This window comes from Caulobacter sp. GW821-FHT11E11 (genome assembly GCF_058808315.1).
This window is the reverse complement of the sequence record NZ_JBXARO010000010.1, coordinates 152,804-171,132: the sequence shown is the minus strand read 5'-3', so window position 1 is coordinate 171,132 and position 18,329 is coordinate 152,804. Positions and strand designations below refer to the sequence as shown.

Here is an 18,329-nt window from a genome sequence, read left to right as displayed (position 1 = left end):
CCTCCCTCAGAAGCTCTGGGTCAGGCGGGCGTAGTAGTAGCCGCCGGTGATGCCGAAGGGCGAGAAGGTCCCGAACTGGCCGGTGCCCTGGTCGGCGTTGAGGATCCCGATCTTGTCGGGATGCTTGTCGAACAGGTTGTTGGCCCCGATCGCGATGTTGGTGCTCTCACGAACCTGCCAGGCGATGTCGAGATCGGTGATCCACTTCGGGCTGAAGGTGCGATCCAGGCTCGCCGAGGTGCCGGCCTCGGTGTAGCGGCCGTAACGGGTGTTACGCAGACCGGCGGTCCAGTCGCCGCGCTGCCACTGGGCGCCGACGATGATCTTCTCGCGCGGCGTGCCGATGGTCAGGTCGGCGATCTTCTGGCGGTCGAACAGCACCAGGTTCGGGTTCACCGCCTTCAGGACCGCGGGCGTTGCCTTCAGCTTGGTGATCTTGGTCTTGTTGAAGGCGTAGGCGGCATTGAGGTTCAGACGGCCCAGGTCGCCCACGCTGAAGCTGTACTCGCCAACGAAGTCCACGCCCGTGGTCCGGGTCGAAACCGCATTGGTGTAGTAGGTCGCCGTCAGGCCCTGCGGAAAGCGGGCCAGCAGCGGCGCCAGGTCGGCCCGCGAGCCCAGCTGGGCCACCGATAGGTCGAGGTTGCTGGTGTCGACGATGCGGTCGTCGATCTGGATCTCGTAGGCGTCCAGGGTCAGGCGGAGACCGGCGAATGGCTCGGCGGTGACGCCGAAGCTGTAGTTGGTCGAGGTTTCCGGCTTAAGCGTCTCAGCGCCCAGCGCTTTTGCCTCGACGCTGTCAGTGCGCAGCACCTTGGTCGGGAAGGTCAGATACTCGCCCGGAACGCAGGGAGCGCCGCGGAAGATGTTGTTCGGCGCGGCGGGGCACAGACTGCCGTTGATGGTCGAGGTGGCGAACAGGGTCTGGCCCAGCGACGGGGCGCGGAAGCCGTTGCTGACCGTGGCCCGCACGGCGTAGCCCGGCAGGAACTCCCAGCGCGTGGTCAGCTTGCCGCTGAAGGTGTCGCCCACGCCCTTGCCGTACTTCTCGTAGCGGCCGGCCAGGCCGACATACCAGGTGTCGGTGACGTCGGTTCCGACATCGACATAGGCCGCGCCGCTGTGGCGGTGGATCGACCCGGCGTCCTCCGGCGCGGTGCCGGCATAGGAGGCCAGGCCCGGGTTCGGGCGCAGGCCGGCGAACGGCTGGCCGGCCGGGATCACGTAGTCGCCGACGATGTACGAGGCCTCGTCGCCCGCCTCGATCAGGAAGCGCTCGTAACGATGTTCAAGGCCCCAGGAGACTTGCAGCGGATTCTTCAGCAAACCGGCGAACTCGCGCGTGAAGTCCAGGTTGTTGGTCCACTGCCGGAACTCGTGGGTCGACAGGTGGAAATAGGTCGGGCTCTTCGGACCCAGCGTGGCGTTCAGGGTGTTCTGGCCGTCCAGCTGGGCGTGGTCCTGGGCCAGGGTCGTCGATAGGTCCCAGGCCCAGCCGGCCGTCTCGCCGCGCGCGCCGAAGCTGGTCTGGAAGTCCAGCTCGAAGATCCGGCGGTAAGCGTTGAAGCCGTCGGGATAAACCTCGGGCAGCGAGTTGCGGTTCAGCGGCCGGCCGGCGGTGACGCCGGTCACCGGCGCGAGGTTGGGCAGGAAGCTGCCGGTGTTCTTCTTCGACGAGCGGTGGCTCAGCGTGCCCGACGAATAGAGCTTCAGGTCGCGCCACGGCAGCTCGGCATTGTAGGCAGCGGCCAGGATGTCTTCCTCGCCGGGACCGTAGCTAAGGCCCCAGGAATAGCGGTCGACCGTGGCATCGCGCGGATCAGGCGTCACCGTCGTGACGCCGCCAACGCTCGTGACGGTGGGCTGGTAGATGTACTGGGCGCGCGAGGGCACGGCGCGGGTGGCCGCTTCGTTGTTCTTCCAGTTCAAGGCCAGGTGCAGGAAGCCGCCGTTGTCGCCCAGGCGCCGGCCCCAGTTGATCGTGGCGGCGCGGGTGTCGCCGTCGCCCAGGAAGTTCTGGCCGCCGGTGTAGCTGAACGAGCCGCCCTCGAAATCGTCCTTCAGGATGATGTTGACGACGCCGGCGATGGCGTCCGAGCCGTACTGGGCCGAGGCCCCGTCACGCAGCACTTCGATGCGCTCGATCGCCGAGGCCGGGATGAAGTCCAGGTCGACGGGCACGCCGCCTCGGCCCACGCGGGCCAGGTTGTTGATCAGCGAGGTGGTGTGACGGCGCTTGCCGTTGACCAGGAACAGGGCCTGGTCGCCGTTCAGGCCGCGCAGGGTGATGGCGCGCACCGTCCACGAGGTGCCACCGCCATTGATGCCCGGCAGGTTGAACGACGGGATCAGGGTGTTGAGCACTTCCTTGAGGCCGACCTTGCCGGTGGCCAGCAGCTGCTCACCGCCGATCACGTCGACCGGCGCGGGACTGTCGGCGACGGTGCGGCGGGCGCCGCGCACGCCGGTGACGATGACGCTGTCGACCGCCGTCGCACCCTCGGTGTCGGCGACAGACGCGTCGACAAGGGGAGCGGGCGTGGCGTCGGCGGCGTGGGCCACGCCGCCGCTCAGCGCCAGGACCGAGGCGCAGGCCAGCAGCGAGGCGTGCAAGTTCAGCTTGGAGTCACGCTGTCGGACAACCGTCCGGCTCTTGGAAAAAGGCAAAAGTCTATCCCCCGCGCCCGGCGGGTCGCCGAGCGTCGTTTGTTGATCAGTGGTGGAAAGCGCGTCCCCGGCCCTTCGGACGCGCCGGAAGTCAGGCGGGCTTGCGCTCGCGGTACGGAATGTCGTCGCTGCCGATCAGCACGCGCTCCATCACCCGCGGGAAGTCGCCATAGTCGCGGACCGCGTAGTGCAGGCCCGCGCGGTTGTCCCACAGGGCCACGGAGTTCTTGCGCCAGCGGAAGCGGGCATGGTGTTCGGGCCGCTTCACCTCGTCATACAGACGGGCCAGCAGCGCCTTGCTCTCTTCGGGCGCCAGATCCACGAAGCGCGGCTTGAGGCTATAGTTGATCCAGAAGATCTCCTCGCCGGTCTCAGGATGGGTGCGGACGGCCGGATGGGCCACCAGCGGATAGCGCTCGCCGGCCTTCGCCAGGGCGTGCTGGTAGTCGTGCACGACATAGAGGTCGTCGATCTGGGCCTTCAGGTCTTCCGGAAGCCCCTTCCAGATCGCGTGGCCGTCAGCCCAGATCGTGTCGCCGCCGACCTCGGGGATGTGCACCGCCTTCAGCACCGCGCCGAGCGACGGATTGATCCGCCAGCTGGTGTCGGTGTGCCAGTGGTTCTCGCGGATGTCGTACTTCTTCAGCGCCTCGGCCGAGATCGGCTGCACCGCGCGGTGCGTCTCCACCCCGCCGATGGGATGGGCGTAGACCTCGCCGAAATTGGCCGCGAAGGCCAGTTGCTGGTCGCGGCTGATATCTTGGTCGCGAAAGAACAGCACCTTGTGACGCAGCAGCAGCGCCTTCAGCGTGTCGCGCTGCTGACGGTCCAGTTGCTGGCGCAGATCCAGGCCGCCGATCTCGGCGCCGATGGAAGGATTGAGCGGCGTGACGCTCAGGCCCACCTGCTCAATCTTGTCGAGGACGTCGCTCATTGGAAACCTCCTGAAGCCGACCTCAGGGCCGGTGCGGCGCAACATGGCCACGACCGCCCAACGGATCGACCGAGTATTTCTCTGAACAAATTCAGAGTTTTATATATCGCCCGTGGCAATAAGCGGCATTTGCGCAGCGCATAGTCAGAGGTCCAGCGCGGCCGCGTGGATCAGCTGTCCCAGCTTGGTGATCGAGGCGTGGGGCGTGTCGTTGATCCTCTGGACGTAGGCCACCTCGGGCAGCGACGGCAGGCGATTGGTGGCCAGCGGCGCGCGCTCGGGCAGGAAGAGCGAGGTGCGGCAGGTCACCGCCAGACCGGCCTGCACCGCCGCCCTCAGGGCCGACAGGCTGGGGGTCTCCAGCGCCACCCGGTACGGCCGGCCATCGCGCTCCAGGGCCGCCAGGGCCGCGTCGCGGAAGCGGCATGGCGCCTCCAGGATGGCGATCGGCAGGACCTCGGTTTCAGCCAATGCCGACTCGCCATGCCAGACCATCGGCACCACTCGCGCCGCGCGCGGATCGTCGGGCGCGCCCATGCACAGGATGACGTCCAGGCGATCGGCTTCCAGCAGGCCCAGCAGTTCGGGCGAGCCGGCCACCCGCACCTGCAGCTGGGTGTCGGGATTGAGCTGGGCGAAGCGCGCCAGCACGCCCGACAGCAGGGTCTCGGCGAAGTCCTGGACGAAACCCACCCGCGCTGGCCCAGCCAGGGCGTCACCGGTCAGGGCCACCACGGCGCGGTCGTTCAGGGCCAGGATCTCTCTCGCCCTCGGTAACAGGGTCTGCCCCGCCGGCGTCAGCACCAGCCGTCGTCCCTCGCGGTGGAACAGCGGCGTCAGCACCGTCTCCTCCAGGCGCTTCATCTGCAGGCTCAGCGCCGACTGGGTGACGAACACCCGCTCGGTCGCCCGCAGCATCGAACCGGAGTCGACAATGGCCACGAAGCTTCGCAGCAGTTCGGTCGGCAGGTTGGTCACCATCGGCGGCCCCTTGAGAATTGCTAATAAGCTATGTGAGGATAAGTCTATTGATCAAGTAGGAATTCAACGTCCTTCTCTGTGGACCCGCGGCGCTTGCGTCGCAACGGTTTACGACGAGAGAGGACCGCAGTGTCTCTGGCGACGACCTACAGAATTTCTGAAGCTAGGCCGTGGCGTTGGCCCGATCTGGCCCGCGCCCGTTGGCTCTCTCCCTTGCTGTTGCTGGCTTTGTGGGAGCTGGGCGCGCGCGCCGGCGTGATCCCGCCGCGGGTGCTCGCTGCACCGTCGACGGTTCTGGAGACCTTCTGGTCCCTGACCGCGTCGGGCGAACTGCCCAAGAACCTGCTGGTCTCGCTGGCCCGCGCCGGCGCAGGCCTCAGCATCGCGCTCGTCTTGGCGACCACCTTAGGCCTGATCTCGGGCCTGTCGCGCTGGGGCGAGACGCTGGTCGACCCGCTGATGCAGATCAAGCGGACCATCCCCGTCTTGGCCCTGACGCCGCTGTTCATCGTCTGGTTCGGCATCGGCGAGACGCCGAAGATTCTGCTGATCACCGTCTCGGCGACCTTCCCGCTGTACCTGAACCTGTTCGCCGGAATCCGGGGCGTCGACGTCAAGCTGGTCGAGGCCGCCCGCAGCTTTGGTCTCACGGGCTGGAGCCTGGTGCGTGAGGTGATCCTGCCCGGCGCCCTGCCCTCGTTCTTCGTCGGCCTGCGCTATGCCCTGGGCATCTCGGTGCTGGTGCTGGTGATCTCCGAGCAGATCAACGCCCAGGCCGGCCTCGGCTACCTGGTCAACAACGCCCGCGACTTCATGCGCACCGACATCATCGTCGTCTGCCTGGTCGTCTACGCCCTGCTCGGCCTCGGCGCCGACGCCCTCGTTCGCACGCTGGAGCGCAAGACGCTGGCGTGGCGCCCCAGCCTCGTGGAGCAATAGTCATGGCCATCTCGCAACCGCGCCTGCGTCGCCCTGAGATCTCGCGTTCGGCCTCCAAAGCCGTCGAGCCCGCCGTACGACTGAAGAACTTCGTCCGTCGCTTCGGCGACAACACCGTCATCGACGGCCTGGACCTGTCGATCGCTCCCGGCGAGTTCGTCGCCCTGCTGGGCGCCAGCGGCTCGGGCAAGACCACCCTGCTGCGCACCCTGGCGGGCCTCGACTCCGCCGTCGGGCAGGACGTGAAGACGCCCGACGCCCGCGCCGTGGTGTTCCAGGACGCTCGCCTGCTGCCGTGGAAGAAGGTCTGGCGCAACGTGGCGCTCGGCCTGTCCGGCCCGAGCAGCGAAGTCCGGGCCCGCGCCGAGGCGGCGCTGAAGGAGGTGGGCCTTGGCCATCGTCTCGGCGCGTGGCCCGGCACCCTGTCGGGCGGCGAAGCCCAGCGTACCGCCCTGGCCCGCGCCCTGGTGCGTGAACCCGGCCTGCTGCTGCTGGACGAGCCCTTCGCGGCCCTGGACGCCCTGACCCGCCTGAAGATGCACGACCTGGTCCTGGCCCTGTGGCGCGAGCACGCCCCGGCCGTCCTGCTGGTCACCCACGATGTCGACGAGGCCATCGCCCTGGCCGATCGCGTGCTGGTGCTGGACAAGGGCCGCATCGCCGCCGAGGAGCGTATCGAATTGGAGCGCCCGCGCGCGCCGGACGCCCGCTTCCAGGCCATCCGCCGTCGCCTGCTGGGCCACCTGGGCGTCGACGCCCCGGTCCATAGTGAAGGCCACCTGGTCGCCTTCCCGACCGGCGAGGTCGTGCTCTAGGCCATGAGCCAGCACCGTCCTCATCGCCTCTCGGACTTCGTCGCCGACCTTTCCGACCTGCTCGACCAAACGGGCGACGAGGCCGTGATCCTGCGCGAGGGCGGCGCCCTGCTGGCGCATCTGGTCGCCGCCGACGACTGGCTGCCCGAACCGCAGAGCCAGCCCGATCCGACGCGCTACCAGCAGTACCTGCTGCATCGCGACCCGGCAGGCCGCTTCTCGGTGGTCAGCTTCGTCTGGGGTCCGGGCCAAGCCACGCCGATCCACGACCACACCGTCTGGGGCCTGGTCGGCGTCCTGCGCGGGGCCGAGCTGTCGCAGGCCTATGCCCGACGCGGCGAGGCCCTGGCCGCCACCGGCGAGGTCCATCGCCTGGAGGCAGGCCAGGTCGAGGCCGTCTCGCCCACCGTCGGCGACATCCACCGCGTGGCCAACGCCTTCGACGACCGCACCTCGATCAGCATCCACGTCTACGGAGCCGATATCGGGACGGTGCGGCGCTCGACCTACGACGCCGAGGGCAAGCCCAAGGCCTTCATCTCCGGCTACGCGGATGTCCCGCCGCCCCTTCTTTTCGATCGCGCCAGCGCCTTGGCCTATGGAGCCGCTGAATGAGCCTTCCCGTCGTCACTCCGGAAGATGTCCGTCGTGACCTGATCGCCCGACGCGAGATCGCCCTGCTGGACCTGCGCGAGGAAGACCCGTTCGCGAAGGCCCACCCCTTGTTCGCCTCGCAGCTGCCGCTGAGCCGGCTGGAGATCGAGATCCTGGATCGCGTGCCGCGCCAGGACGCGAAGGTCGTCCTCTATGACAACGGGGAAGGCCTTGTCGCGCCGGCTGGCGAGCGCCTGACCGCCCTTGGCTACACGAACGTCCACGCGCTGGACGGCGGCCTCGGCGGCTGGACGGCGGCCGGCTACGAGCTGTTCCAGGACGTCAATTCCTACAGCAAGGCATTTGGTGAACTGGTCGAGGCGCGGCGGCACACCCCGTCCCTGCCCGCCCAGGAGGTCCAGGCCCGCATCGACGCCAAGGCCGATCAGGTGATCCTGGATAGCCGCCGCTTCGAGGAATATGCGGTGATGAGCATCCCGGGCGGCATCAGCACGCCCGGCGCCGAACTCGTCCTGCGCGCCCGCGAGCTGGCCCCCGATCCGTCCACCACCATCATCGTCAACTGCGCCGGCCGCACCCGCAGCCTGATCGGCGCCCAGTCGCTGGTGAACGCCGGCCTGCCCAACCCCATCTTCGCCCTGCGCAACGGCACGATCGGCTGGACGCTGGCCGAGCAGAGCCTGGAGCACGGCCAGACCCGCAAGTTCCCCGAGGTGCGTGAGCAGACGCTGGAAGAGGCCCGCAGCCGCGCCCGCGACGTCGCCTATCGCGCCGGCGTCCGTCGCCTGGACGCTCAAGGCCTGGCTGATCTCGCCCAGGACACCCACCGCACCCTCTACCGCTTCGACGTCCGCACGCCCGAGGAGTTCGCGGCCGGCCACCTGCCCGGCTTCCGCTCGGCGCCGGGCGGCCAGTTGGTGCAGGAGACCGACGTCTTCGCGCCCGTGCGCGGCGGCCGCATCGTGCTGGCCGACGACCTGGGTCCACGCGCCGACATGACTGCCTCGTGGCTGGCCCAGCTGGGCTGGGAAGTCTACGTGCTGGAGGGCGGTTTCGACGGCGCGCTGGATACCGGCGCCTGGACGGCCCGGCTGCCCGCCCTGCCAGCGTTCGAGACCCTGTCGCCGCGCGACCTGGTCCAGGCCCTCGCAGACGAGGCCGTGGTCGTCGTCGACCTCGCCCCCAGCCCGCGCCACCGCAAGGGACACGTGCCTGGCGCCTGGTTCGCCATCCGCGCCCAGCTGCCGGAGGCGTTGGCGGCCCTGCCCAAGGACAAGGCCATCGTCCTGACCTCGGCCGACGGAGCCCTGGCCGCTCTTGCCGCGCCGGAGCTGGAAGCCCTGACCGACCGTCCGGTACGCGTGCTGGAAGGCGGGACCGAGGCCTGGATCGCCGCCGGCCGCGCCGTCGAGCCGGGCCTGACCCGCGCCGCCAACCCGCCGACCGACGTCTACAAGCGCCCGTACGAAGGCACCGACAACGCCGCCGAGGCCATGCAGGCCTATCTCGACTGGGAGTTCGGCCTGGTCGACCAGCTGGCCCGCGACGCCACGCACGGCTTCTACGTGATCTGAGGCCCGCGATGACTTTGAAGCTCTATTTCGCGCCCGGCTCCTCGTCCCTGGCCCCGCTGGTGGCGCTGGAGGAGATCGACCTCCCCTACGCCGCCCACCGCCTGGACCTGGCGGCCGGCGACCAGCGCAAGCCCGAGTACTTGAAGGTCAATCCGCGCGGCCGCGTGCCGACCCTGGTGGTCGACGGCCAGCCGGTGACCGAGGTGCTGGCCATCCTAACCTATCTGGCTCACCGCTATCCGCACAGCGAGCTCCTGCCGCTGGCCGATCCGCTGAAACTGGCCAAGGCCTATGAGGTCATGAGCTGGTTCGCCAGCACGGTGCACGTGGCCTTCGCCCAGATCGCCCGGCCCGAACGCTACGCCGACGACGAAGAGGTCAAGAAGGCCCTCGCCACGCCCGGCGAGGCGCGCTTTGCCCGCACCCTGACCGACATCGAGCGCCTGGCGCAGGAGCCCGGCCCCTGGCTGCTGGGCGAGAGCTTCAGCGCCGTCGACGCCTATGCCCTGGTCATCTGGCGCTGGGCCGAGCGCCGGCAGATCGACACCGCCAAGTATCCCGCCTGGAGCGCCAAGGCCGCCCGCGCCTTCGCTCGCCCTTCCGTCGTCCGCGCGCTGCGCAAGGAAGCCGCGCCCGTCGCGGCCTGACCCCACCCCTTCCAAGGAGCCTCGCCATGAGCGTCGAATTCATCGGCATCATCCATACGCAGAACGTGTCGGAGATCATTCCGCCGTCCGGTCCGGTCATCGACGTCGACTATGTCGAGAAGATCGCCCGCGCCCACGAAGACGGCGGTTTCGATCGCGCCCTGGTCGCGTTCAGCTCCACCTCCCCCGAAAGCCAGTTGGTCGTGGCCCACGCCGCCTCGGTGACCAAGAAGCTCAACTTCATGATCGCCCACCGTCCGGGCTTCACCCAGCCGACCCTGGCCGCGCGCCAGCTGGCGACGCTGGACCACTTCACCGGCGGCCGCGTGGCGGTGCACATCATCACTGGCGGCTCGGACGAGGAACTGGCCAAGGACGGCGATCACTCGACCAAGGACGAGCGATACGCCCGCACCAGCGAGTACCTGGACATCGTCCGCGCCGAGTGGACCAGCGAAAAGCCGTTCGACTATGAGGGCAAGTTCTACAAAGTCGACCAGGGCTTCGGCGCGGTGAAGCCCGTGCAAAAGCCGCACATCCCGATCTATTTCGGCGGCTCGTCCGACGCGGCCATTCCTGTCGCCGGCAAGCACGCCGACATCTACGCCCTTTGGGGCGAGACCCAGGCCCAGGTGGCCGAGACCATCGCCCGCGTCCGCCACGCCGCCGCCAAGCACGGCCGCCAGGTGAAGTTCTCGCTGTCGCTGCGTCCGGTGATCGCCGACACCGAGGAAGCCGCTTGGGCCCGCGCCGACGAGATCGTCGCCAAGGCCAAGGCCCTGCGTGAGGCCGCCGGCCTGCCGACCACCGGCCACCGCCCGCCCAACGCTGGCTCGCAGCGCCTGCTGGACGCCGCCGCCCAAGGCTCGCGCCTGGACAAACGCCTGTGGACCGGCGTCGCTGGCGTCACCGGCGCGCAAGGCAACTCCACGGGCCTGGTCGGCACGCCGGAACAGGTCGCCGAGAGCCTGCTGGACTATTACGACCTGGGCGTCTCGACCTTCCTGATCCGGGGCTTCGACCCGGTGGAGGACGCCATCGCCTATGGTCGCGATCTGATCCCGCTGGTCCGCCAACTGGTGGCCGAGCGCGACATCCGCCTGGCCCGGGCCGCGAGCTGATCCATGCCCTACGACGCCGCTCCGCCTGCCTCGGCCGATTTCAAGGACGTCCTGGCTCACCTGGCGAGCGGCGTCGCCATCATCTCGTGCTGGGACGGCGAGACGCCGCGCGGCCTGCTGGTCAGCTCGATCACCGGCCTGTCGGTCGATCCGCCCCGCTTCCTGTTCTGCGTCCGCAAGGAGGCCGCCAGCCATGACGCGCTGTCGGCCTCGGTCGAATGCGGCGTCGCCCTGCTGGGTGCCACCGACGAGGACGAGGCGATGAAGTTCGCCAGTTCCTCCCGCGCCCACGAACGCTTCGCGCCCGCCCGCTGGAGCCTTGAGGTCGAGGAGCCGCCAGCCTATCGCGCCGGCTTGGCGACCGCCCACTGCAGGATCGACAGCATCGCCGACGCCGGCACCCACTCGATCTTCGTGGTCACGGCCGCGCGCAGCGCCCTGACCTCCGGCCCGCCCCTGGTGGCCTGGAACCGCGCCCTGCGAGCCCTAGAGCCGCATCCTCAGCCCTAGACCGAACGAGCGACCCGAGCGGCCGATCTGCAGCGGACGACTACGGTGGTTCTCGTAGGCGGCCTCGACCGTGTCGGTCAGGTTGCTGGCCTCGACGAAGACCGAGACGCGTGGGCTCAGGTCATACGAACCGGCCGCGTCCAGGTAGCCGGCGCTGGCGACCACGAAGCTCGACACCCCGCCGCCCTGCATGTCGGCCTCGGAGCCGAACGGCGAACGCCAGGTCCAGGACAGATGGGCGTGCAGCGGTCCACGCTCCACGAACGGGCTGATCGAATAGGACAGCCGCGAGACGCCGTTCAACCGACCGCGCCGCCCCAGGGCGTCGCTGCTCGAGGCGTCGACCCAGGTGGCGCTGGTCCAGACGCCGAAGCCATGGGCGAAGCGTCGGCTGAAAGCGGCCTCCAACCCGGTCACCTTGGCCTGGCCGGCGTTGCGCGGCCGGGACATCATCACCGTGGCCACCACCGGCGTCCCCGCACGCGTGGCGAAGGTCAGGCGCTCGGCCTGGACCGAGGCGACGATGAAGTCGTCGATGCTCTTGTGGAACACCGCCAGGCTGACGCCGCCGAAACCCTCGAACTCCCGCTCCAGCGACAGGTCGTAGTTGGTTGCCAGGTACGGCTTCAGCGCCGGATTGCCGCCGACGCCAGAGAACAGCGTCCCCGGCGAGGGATTGTCGATCTCGGCCTGGCCGCGCTGGTAAAGGATCGAGACCAGGCTGCTGGCCGGTACGGTCGCCGAACGCAGATCGGCCAGCGATGGCCGCGTGATACTGCGCGAGGCCGCCAGGCGCAGCCGCCAGTGATCGTCCAGGGCGATGGCCAGGTTGGCGCTGGGCAGCACCACCGCATGGTCGCCAGCATAGCGGACCGGCTTGACGTCCATGGATCCCGTCGCCGAGACCCCTAGCAGCGAACCGGCCACATCCGTGCGAGTCCAAGCGGTGCGCACGCCGACATTGCCCGTGGCCGAGCGCCCCAGCACGTTCGTCGCGAAGTCCAGGCGTCCGTAAGCAGCCAGGATCTGTTCGCCGACCTTGTAGGAGCCTTGCAGGTCCGCGCCGGTGGGGACGAGCTGGTCGGCGTCGACGATCACCCCGTCCGCCGCGCCCGGCAGCACGAAGCCCCGGCGGAAGGCGGCGAAATCGGCGGCGATCCAGGCTGGGGGGCGCGCGTCGATCAGGCGATCGAAGGCGCCTCTAGGGGCCCGAATATCGAAGAAGCTGGCGTCGACGACGGTCCCTGACCGGGCCACGGCTTCACGATCGCGGCGCTGAAAGTTCCGCCCCCGGTCGCTGGCCTGGCCGCCCAACCTCAGGCGCTCGATCCTGACCGGCCCCAGCGTCCAGTCGACCGGCCGCTGCGCGGCGATCAGGCCGGTGATGTCGTGGTCCTCGACCTGGGTGGCGCGAACGCCATAGCGCGAGAAGGTCAGCTGGCCCGGATCGGTCAGGTCGAACGACGTCGACAGCAGTGGGGCTTTGCGGCTCTCGATCAGGTCGGGTCCCAGGTCGAAGACGTAGGAGACGCCCAGCGGGCTAACGGCGCCGATCCGCTGCAGCGGCGTATCGAGGTTCGAGCGAGCACTGGAGAGGCTGAGGCGCGGCTCCAGGTTCCAGGCGCCAGCGTCGGCCTTCATGGCCAGGCTCAGCGAGACATTGTCGTGGACCTGGTCGGAGACTTCGAGATTGTTGCTGATCTGGCCGGCTGTGATGCGACCGCCGACCAGGGTGCGGCCCTCGACCTTGGCGTCGCCCACCAGCGCCTGGGCCGCGTAGTCGCCAATGCCATAGACGACGCGGTCCTCGCGGATGCCGTTGTCGAAGCGCGAGGCCAGGGCGTCGAGATAGAGGGTGACGGAAGGCGCGACCCGCCACTCGGCGCCGACGAAGGCCGTGGTCCGGGCCCGCTGTTCCTGCTCGACGGTGGTGCGGATGTCCTCTGGACCGGTCAAGGCGCGGCCGCCGATGACGAGGTCGCGGTAGCGCGAGACCTGGAAGCGGTCGTACTGCACCTCGCGCCGCTCGGTGGAGACGCCGGCCACCACGCCCAGGCGGTCATCTGCGCGCCGCCAACGGCCCGAGACGGCGACGTCCGGCGACACCGCGCCCGAGCGGACCTCGGCATGGGCGTCGGCGCGGATTGACAGGTACGACGGTCCTTCCAGCCCCCGCACCGTACGGATGTCAATGTTGGAGCCGATACCGCCATCGACGAGGTCGGCCGTCGCCGACTTGGCCACCACGGCCCCGGCAAGCAGGTCGGCCGACAGCGCGCGGAAGCGGAACTGGCGGCCGCTCTGGGTGGAGTTGCGGATGTTCTCGTTGAACGCCACCGGCGCGCCGTTCAGGGTCACTGACTGGAACAGCGGCCCCAGCCCCCGGACGCTGACGAACTGCCCTTCCCCCACCTCGCGCTCGATGGCCACGCCAGGCACACGCTGTAGGGCCTCGGCGAGGTTGGCCGCCGGGAGCTCGCCGATACGGCCGGCCGAGACGGCGTCGATGATCGCGTCGGCGCGACGCTTCTGCATCAGGGAGTCTTCGATCCCGGCCACGAAGGCGGCGGTGATCGTTACCTCATCCAGATGGACCGGCGCCTCCGGAACCGGCGCGGCGCGCGGCGGAGCCACCGCCACCGGCGGTTCGGCCCAGACCCGCACCGAGGCGTGATCGGTGATCTCATAGCGCAGGCCAGTGCCCGCCAGCAGCCGCTTCAGCGCATCCGGCCAGGGCATGGTCCCGGCAACGGCGTTGACGCGATAGGTTTGGCCGGGCTCGGTGGACAAGGCGAAGGCGCAGCCGGCCTTCAGGCATAGCGCCATCAAGGCTGGGCGAGCATCCTGGGCCGGAATGTCGAAACGGGTCGCCGCCTGCGCCGAAAACGGCGCGGCCAGGGCCAGCGCCGCGATCGACAGAGCGGACACGCGGCGAAGCGACATATGACGACTGACGAAAACCCCCGACGCGGTGAAAGCGTCAGGGGTCTGGTAGCTCGGCTTCGTGACAGTCGCGCGAAACTCAGCGCGCCGAGGCGGTCACCTCGCCCGGCGCGGTGCGGCTCAGGGTCACCGGCAGCACCTTGGCGGCGCGGCTGATGACCGTGTCGCGGCCGTCCAGCGGCAACATGGCGGTGACGCGCTGGCGACCAAACGCCGGGTCGGCCAGACGGATCTTCGCGTCGGTATAGCGGCCCAGTTCAGTGAGAACCTCCGACAGCGCCGCGTCCTGGAAGACCAGTCGGCGCTGACGCCAGGCGACCGCCGTCGCCGGGTCGATCCGGGCCTCGCGACGGACGCCGCCGCCGGCCTGGTACGACACCTGGTCGCCGGGGGCGAGACGGACGGGCTCGGTCGAGACGCGGGGCTGGCGAACCTCGACCGAGCCCTCCAGCAACTCCACTCGGGCACGGCCGTCGCGGAGGCTCGTGGCGAAATGGGTGCCGGTCACGACGACCTGACGGTCGGCCAGGGCGACTTGAAACGGATGAGCCTTGTCATGGGCGACGGCGAAATAGGCCGCGCCCTTGTCCAGGGCCAGGCGGCGCACGCGGCCGTCGACCTTGGCCCGCAGGGTGGTGGCGGTGTCCAGCGTGACGACCGAGCCGTCGGCCAGGGTCACGTCGCGGATCTCGCCCACGGCGGTCGTGTAGGTCGCCGCGCCGGTCAGCGGGTCCTGGAGGCGACGAAGCAGCGTCGGCGCGATGGCCACGGCCATCACGGCCGCGATCAGGCCGCCAGCCAGGGCCACAGGCGTCCAACCGGTCTTCACGTGGCGACGGGCGGTCGGCGCGGACGGGATCAGGTTCAGCTCGCCCAGCAATTCGGCGCGCAGGCTTTGCGTCTCGCGCACCAGGCCCTTGGCCGCTTCGTAGTTGGCGAGGTTCTTGGGATCAGCCGCCAGCCAACGCTCGAACGCGGCCTGCGTCGCACGCGACACGTCGGGACGACCCAGGCGCACCACCCAGTCCTCCGCGGTGCGCGGTTGGCGTTCAAAAAAGGCGGCGAAACGATCGAGCATCTAGAGCGTCAGGCTTTCCCAGTGGCCCGGTCTTGTCCGGGGCGTATCTTCTCAACGATCGCGGAGACAAACACCTCAGGTCTCCCGCGCGGCTTTCAGGCGTCGCAGCGCTTCGGCCAGGTGCTTTTCCACCATGCTGACCGACACACCCAGGCGCTCGGCGATCTGGCGATAGCTGAGGTCCTCGAAGCGATGCAGCAGGAAGGCGTCGCGGCAGCGCGGCGGCAGTTCGCGGATAGCCGCTGCGATCCCGGCCAGGTCCTCGCGAGCGATCGAGCGGCGGTCGGCGGCGGGGTCCTCGCTAGGCGCGTTCTCCCAGGCGGCGGTCGTGTCATCGGCGTCGAGCTGCAGAGTGCGGGCGCGCTCGCGATTGGCCTGCTTCCAGTGATCTTTCAGCAGGTTCTTGGCGATGGCGAACAGCAAAGGGCGGCCGTCGGCCTGGCCAAGCTCGTGCCCCGCCCGATGGAAGCGCGCGAACGCTTCCTGGACGATATCCTCCGCATCCTCGAGGGACTGCCCTCGCCGCTGCAGGAAGATGACGAGTTCGGCGCGAAGGCCCTGCATGCCGCTCCTCTTGATTGAACGCGCGGAAGCGCTCCCCCCGGCGAAGGGGGGAGCGCTTCCGGTGATGGCGTCCAACGGGCTCAGAAGTTCATCCGCAGGCCGAGGCTGAAGCGACGACCCGACTTCTCGTCCATGGTCGGGAAGGACGGGTCCATCGTGTAGCCGCGGGTGGCCTCGTCCGTGACGTTGATCCCTTCCAGGCTCAACTCGACGCGTTCGTTCAGGTTGTAGCTGACCGAAATGTCCGTCTGACCGTAGCCCGAGCGCCAGATCGGGTACATCTCGTAGCCGATTCCTTCGACGTACTTGCCCTTGTAGTTATAGGACACGCGGGCCTGGAACTTGTCGTTCTCGTAGTAGACCGTGACGTTGTAGGCCTTGTCGGCCAGGCCCACAGGCGGGGTCGGGACCTTGATCAGCGACTGGCCGCTCAGCGAGCTGTCCAGGATCGTATAGTTGGCGTTGATGCCGAAGCCCTTCGCCGGCTCCCAGAACAGGCCGAACGGCACGATGGCCACCAGTTCCACGCCGTCGACCTTGTACGAGCCCTCGACATTGATCGGCTGGTAGACGTCGAAGTCGTAGACGCCGTCGATCGTGCCGTTGGCGTTGTACTTGGTGACGTTCTTGACCGTGCCCGTCAGGGCCTGGCGAACGACGCCCTCGATCTTCTTGTTGAAGTACGAGACGGCCAGCAGGCCGCCTTCCGGCAGATATTTCTCGAGACCCACTTCCCACTGCTCGGCGAAGGTCGGCTTCAGGCCGGGGTTGCCGTCGGTGAAGCGGAACGAGTTGAAGCTGGCGGTGCGCTTGTAGGCCAGGTCGGTCAAGGCCGGACGCATCAGGGTCTTCGACGCCGCGGCGCGCAGCACGATGCTGTCGGTCAGTTCGGCGGTGAAGTTCATGCTGGGCAGCAGCTTGTTGTAGCTGCCGTCGCTGGACACCGGCGCGGGGGTGTAGGTCGTGCCGCCGGTCGGGGTCTGGATCTGGTGATAGCCCGACGAGGTGATCGAGGTGTCCACGTAGCGGACGCCGCCGTTGATCGTGACCGGCACCGGACCGACGTCGAAGCCCAGGTCGGTCATGGCGTAGAGGCTCGTGACCTTCTCCGACACTTCGTAATAGTCGCCCGGCGTGAACGGCGTGCTGAAGCCCGCATAGCGGAAGGTGTTGCGCGCATACTCGTTGGAGATCTGGCTCCAGTTGATGTCGCGGATAGTGTAGTCGCCGCCCGGCACCAGTTCGCCGATCGGGGTCAGCGGGCTGTCGGCCATGGTGCGGGTGTTGAGCCAGGCGGTGCTGCCCTTCGACGGACCCTGGATGTTCAGGGCGCCGTACTGGCGTTCCTTGGACTTGTCGGTGTAGCGGGCGCCGACCTGGATGCTCTTCAGGGCCGGGAAGAAGCCGAAGGCGAAGTCCTTCGTGAAGTCGACCTGGGCCGCGTACTTGTCGTCCTTGATCTTCTCGAGGGTCGTCTCATAGGCCTCGAACAGATACTTCGACGGCGAGTTGTACATGTCGATCGAGGCCGGGTTGGCGCTCTTGACGGTCTCGCCGCCCTTCTCCGTCCAGCGCGTGCGCGACGGGGCGTAGGCCACGTGCTTCAGGTTCGAGTAGTCCAGCGTCTTCTCGGCGCCCGAATAGCCGGCCAGGCCGTGCAGCTTCCAGCTGTCGCCGTGCCAGTTGAACTCGGTGCCGAACTGGACGTAGTCGGTCTTGTTGATCTGCTCCTTGCTGAGCATCTCGTGCTGGGTCGCGGTGTAGGACACGTCACGCAGAACGACCATGCCGTACTCGGCCAGGGTCGTCTTGTCGTACTCGTGGATGGTCTCCAGCGTGCTGCGGCTCGAGGCCGAATAGGCCGCAGCGTCGTACTGGTCCTCGGTGCTGTCGAAACCGCCGACCATCAGGTCGAAGGCGATGTCGAAATTGGCCGTCGGCTTGTACTGCAGCGAGGCCGTGCCGCCCCACTGGTCCTGGGTGTTCAGATAGGCGCGATCGCCGACCTTGTCCTGGAAGATGATGCGGCCGGTCTCGTCGCGGTTGGTGTTGCTCTTGATGATGACGCCGGCGTCGCGGGCCAGGACCGAAGCGGCCTGCGCGGCGCGCGCGCCTCCAGCTTCCGAGAAGCGGAACATCGGGCGGAAGTTAATGCCCGAGTTGGAGTCGGTGCGGTTCGTGCGGCGCGCGGCGGAGAACGAGACCAGGCCGCCCCAGTTGCCCCAGGTGTCCGAAGCCAGGAACGAGACCTTCGGGTCGGCCTTTTTCGAGATCGAGTTGTAGGCGCCCTCGGCCGAGGCCACCAGCTTGCGGCTGCCGTAGTCGAACGGACGGGCCGTCGAGATGTTCACCGAGCCGGCGATGCCGCCCTCTTCGTCCGAAGCGCGCGGCGACTTCTGCACCGTGACCTGCTGGACGACTTCCGAGGCGAAGATGTCGAACTCGACGTCACGACCGCCGCTGCCCGAAGCCGTGGCCAGGTTGTTGATGGTGACGAAGGTGAACTCGCTGGGCAGGCCACGGACGCTGACACGGCCGCCCAGGCCCTTGTTGCGCTCGATGGTCACGCCCGGCATGCGCTGCAGCGCCTCGGCCAGGTTCTGTTCGGGGAAGTTGGCGACGTCGGTGGCGACGATCGAGTCCGAGAAGCCAATCGCCTTGCGCTTCATGTCCACGGCCTTTTCCAGGCTGCGGCGATAGCTGCCGGTGACGACGATTTCCTCGACGCTCTCGTCCTGAGCGGCCGGAGCCGGCGCCGTCTGGGCGTGGGCGCCCGCGGCGGTGAACAGGCCGATGGCGGCGCAGCTGGTCATCAGCCAGGCCGTATGACGCGCGCGGGCGCCGTTCGTGTTCGTTCCGATCATTGCCGATATCCCCGAGTCTTTTGTTGCGACGGGGGAGCCGAACGTGCTCGCTCGACCCACGCCCCCGACCGCAACAA

14 protein-coding genes are annotated in these 18,329 nt (G+C 68.5%); 7 read left to right on the top strand and 7 right to left on the bottom strand.

Annotated features, from left to right (window positions below):
* Positions 1 to 6: 6 nt before the first annotated feature.
* The 3 genes from AC1RR5_RS23310 to AC1RR5_RS23300 all read right to left on the bottom strand — a co-directional run bounded on the left by AC1RR5_RS23310 (position 7) and on the right by AC1RR5_RS23300 (position 4,582).
* The gene (locus AC1RR5_RS23310) at positions 7 to 2,613 is read right to left on the bottom strand and encodes a TonB-dependent receptor plug domain-containing protein (protein WP_492925539.1); all 2,607 of its coding nucleotides are present in this window, start codon (positions 2,611 to 2,613) and stop codon (positions 7 to 9) included.
* Positions 2,614 to 2,758: 145 nt separating this feature from the next.
* Complete coding sequence (locus AC1RR5_RS23305; RefSeq protein WP_492925537.1) at positions 2,759 to 3,601, bottom strand: TauD/TfdA dioxygenase family protein; 843 nt, start codon at positions 3,599 to 3,601, stop codon at positions 2,759 to 2,761.
* A gap of 144 nt (positions 3,602 to 3,745) precedes the next feature.
* Entirely contained in the window at positions 3,746 to 4,582 is an 837-nt protein-coding gene (locus tag AC1RR5_RS23300) for a LysR substrate-binding domain-containing protein (RefSeq protein ID WP_492925535.1), read from the bottom strand.
* A 213-nt stretch (positions 4,583 to 4,795) separates the two neighbouring features.
* On the opposite strand from AC1RR5_RS23300, the gene AC1RR5_RS23295 reads away from it, so the two are divergent.
* From AC1RR5_RS23295 to AC1RR5_RS23265, 7 genes are read left to right on the top strand one after another with little or no spacing between them, the layout of a single operon-like run.
* Positions 4,796 to 5,521 carry an ABC transporter permease gene (locus AC1RR5_RS23295; protein ID WP_492925533.1) on the top strand — a complete coding sequence of 242 codons (726 nt, stop codon included), beginning with the start codon at positions 4,796 to 4,798 and terminating at the stop codon, positions 5,519 to 5,521.
* 2 nt (positions 5,522 to 5,523) lie between these two features.
* Entirely contained in the window at positions 5,524 to 6,336 is an 813-nt protein-coding gene (locus tag AC1RR5_RS23290; RefSeq protein WP_492925531.1) for an ABC transporter ATP-binding protein, read from the top strand.
* 3 nt (positions 6,337 to 6,339) lie between these two features.
* Positions 6,340 to 6,951 (top strand): cysteine dioxygenase family protein, encoded by a 612-nt coding sequence (locus AC1RR5_RS23285; RefSeq protein ID WP_492925529.1) that lies wholly within the window; start codon positions 6,340 to 6,342, stop codon positions 6,949 to 6,951.
* Entirely contained in the window at positions 6,948 to 8,525 is a 1,578-nt protein-coding gene (locus tag AC1RR5_RS23280; RefSeq protein WP_492925527.1) for a rhodanese-like domain-containing protein, read from the top strand. Before AC1RR5_RS23285 ends, AC1RR5_RS23280 begins: the two co-directional genes overlap by 4 nt.
* A gap of 8 nt (positions 8,526 to 8,533) precedes the next feature.
* Positions 8,534 to 9,172 carry a glutathione S-transferase family protein gene (locus tag AC1RR5_RS23275; RefSeq protein WP_492925525.1) on the top strand — a complete coding sequence of 213 codons (639 nt, stop codon included), beginning with the start codon at positions 8,534 to 8,536 and terminating at the stop codon, positions 9,170 to 9,172.
* 26 nt (positions 9,173 to 9,198) lie between these two features.
* Positions 9,199 to 10,293 (top strand): LLM class flavin-dependent oxidoreductase, encoded by a 1,095-nt coding sequence (locus AC1RR5_RS23270; protein WP_492925523.1) that lies wholly within the window; start codon positions 9,199 to 9,201, stop codon positions 10,291 to 10,293.
* Positions 10,294 to 10,296: 3 nt separating this feature from the next.
* Positions 10,297 to 10,803 (top strand): flavin reductase family protein, encoded by a 507-nt coding sequence (locus AC1RR5_RS23265; protein WP_492925521.1) that lies wholly within the window; start codon positions 10,297 to 10,299, stop codon positions 10,801 to 10,803.
* Here AC1RR5_RS23265 and AC1RR5_RS23260 read toward each other — a convergent pair.
* The 4 genes from AC1RR5_RS23260 to AC1RR5_RS23245 form a co-directional block, all read right to left on the bottom strand.
* Entirely contained in the window at positions 10,780 to 13,731 is a 2,952-nt protein-coding gene (locus tag AC1RR5_RS23260; RefSeq protein WP_492925519.1) for a TonB-dependent receptor, read from the bottom strand. The two genes, AC1RR5_RS23265 and AC1RR5_RS23260, sit on opposite strands and share 24 nt — an antisense overlap.
* Before the next feature lie 94 nt (positions 13,732 to 13,825).
* The gene (locus AC1RR5_RS23255; protein ID WP_492925517.1) at positions 13,826 to 14,824 is read right to left on the bottom strand and encodes a FecR family protein; all 999 of its coding nucleotides are present in this window, start codon (positions 14,822 to 14,824) and stop codon (positions 13,826 to 13,828) included.
* A 75-nt stretch (positions 14,825 to 14,899) separates the two neighbouring features.
* Positions 14,900 to 15,388, bottom strand: coding sequence for an RNA polymerase sigma factor (locus AC1RR5_RS23250; protein WP_492925515.1), 489 nt, complete (start codon positions 15,386 to 15,388; stop codon positions 14,900 to 14,902).
* A gap of 80 nt (positions 15,389 to 15,468) precedes the next feature.
* Positions 15,469 to 18,252, bottom strand: a complete 2,784-nt coding sequence (locus tag AC1RR5_RS23245) for a TonB-dependent receptor (protein WP_492925513.1) — start codon at positions 18,250 to 18,252, stop codon at positions 15,469 to 15,471.
* Positions 18,253 to 18,329 lie beyond the last annotated feature (77 nt).